This is a genomic window from Cryobacterium sp. 10I1 (assembly GCF_035019805.1).
GTDB lineage: Bacteria > Actinomycetota > Actinomycetes > Actinomycetales > Microbacteriaceae > Cryobacterium > Cryobacterium glucosi.
Window position 1 is genome coordinate 1 of record NZ_JASJVF010000625.1, and the last position, 305, is coordinate 305.

Consider the following 305-nt stretch of genomic DNA (forward strand, 5'->3'; position numbering starts at 1 on the left):
ACCCGGGATGCTGCCTCCCCACAGCTTGTGGGACTCGAGGAAGGCATCCGTGAAGACGATGTGCACCCAGGAGAGCAGCTCGGCGTCCCCGGCGGCGTAGGGCCGCGAAACTCCCGCCGCATCGAGGTAGGTGCCCGTCACCCGGTCGTGGAAACGCCCGACCCGCGTCGACTCGTCGGTCGCGACGGTCGTGTCGGCGAAGGTGACCGTCACAAGCCACTGGATCGTCCCGGAGAGGCGCCCGAGCGGGTCCTCCCGGTACCGCGACCAGTCGTGGACCCCGGCCCGCGCGCCCGGGGGGCGGG

Annotated in this window: 1 protein-coding gene; it reads right to left on the reverse strand. The window is 72.1% G+C overall.

Features of this window, described 5'->3' with window-relative positions; genetic code table 11:
• The coding region (locus QN345_RS20060) for an oxygenase MpaB family protein (RefSeq protein WP_323509245.1) at window positions 1-305 on the reverse strand (305 nt) is incomplete at both ends.